The organism is Syntrophomonas sp. UBA5494 (assembly GCF_002426325.1).
In genome coordinates, this window is record NZ_DIPG01000032.1 from 1 (window position 1) to 642 (window position 642).

Annotated in this window: 1 protein-coding gene and 1 pseudogene; both read left to right on the forward strand. The window is 52.8% G+C overall.

All coding sequences use genetic code 11. From position 1 onward, the window contains the following. Nucleotides 1–390 (forward strand): annotated as a pseudogene (locus B3W37_RS03375) (magnesium chelatase ATPase subunit I); the annotation flags it as partial. A 35-nt stretch (nucleotides 391–425) separates the two neighbouring features. Further along, the coding region (locus B3W37_RS03380) for a hypothetical protein (RefSeq protein ID WP_483174778.1) at nucleotides 426–642 on the forward strand (217 nt) is incomplete at its 3' end.

Genomic DNA, 642 nt, shown 5'->3' on the forward strand with positions numbered 1-642 from the left:
ATTGAGGTCATCAAAAGAAGGCTGGCATTTGAGAATGATCCCGCAGCTTTCGCGGCCGCTTATGAAATGATGCAAGAGGCCTTGTGCGAGCGCATTGCAGCCGCGGTAAGCATTCTGCCTAAAGTGCGTTATGACGACAGAATCCTGGAGATGGCGGCCACCATCTCCATCAACATGAAAGTGGACGGACACCGGGCCGATATTGGCATGATCAAAACCGCTATGACCATCGCGGCTTACAATCTGCGGGAAGAAGTTGCGGAGAGCGATATGCTGGAAGCCGCCCAATTGGTGCTCCCCCATCGTATGAGAAGAAAGCCTTTTGAAGAGGGCGTTATGGACTTTGACAAGGTGAAAGAGATGATTTGCGCTGCCGGTTCGGAGTCTTGAACCTTTTAGGGCAGCCGGGGGAGGAGAAGGTAGAAATGGGACAGATCATATTTCTGACCAATTTGGAAAGACAATTCGCCATGCTGGAACGGGCCCGGGAGGACCTGGTGCGGGAAGGGATTCTGCCCTATGGACAGGCGGTTTTTCTTCATGACGACGTTGTTTGGGAACAACAGTGGCGGGAGACTTTTGCCGACAGCGCCCTGGTGGTGTTTTCCTGGATGGGCATGAGCGAGGACACGGAATTCTTAA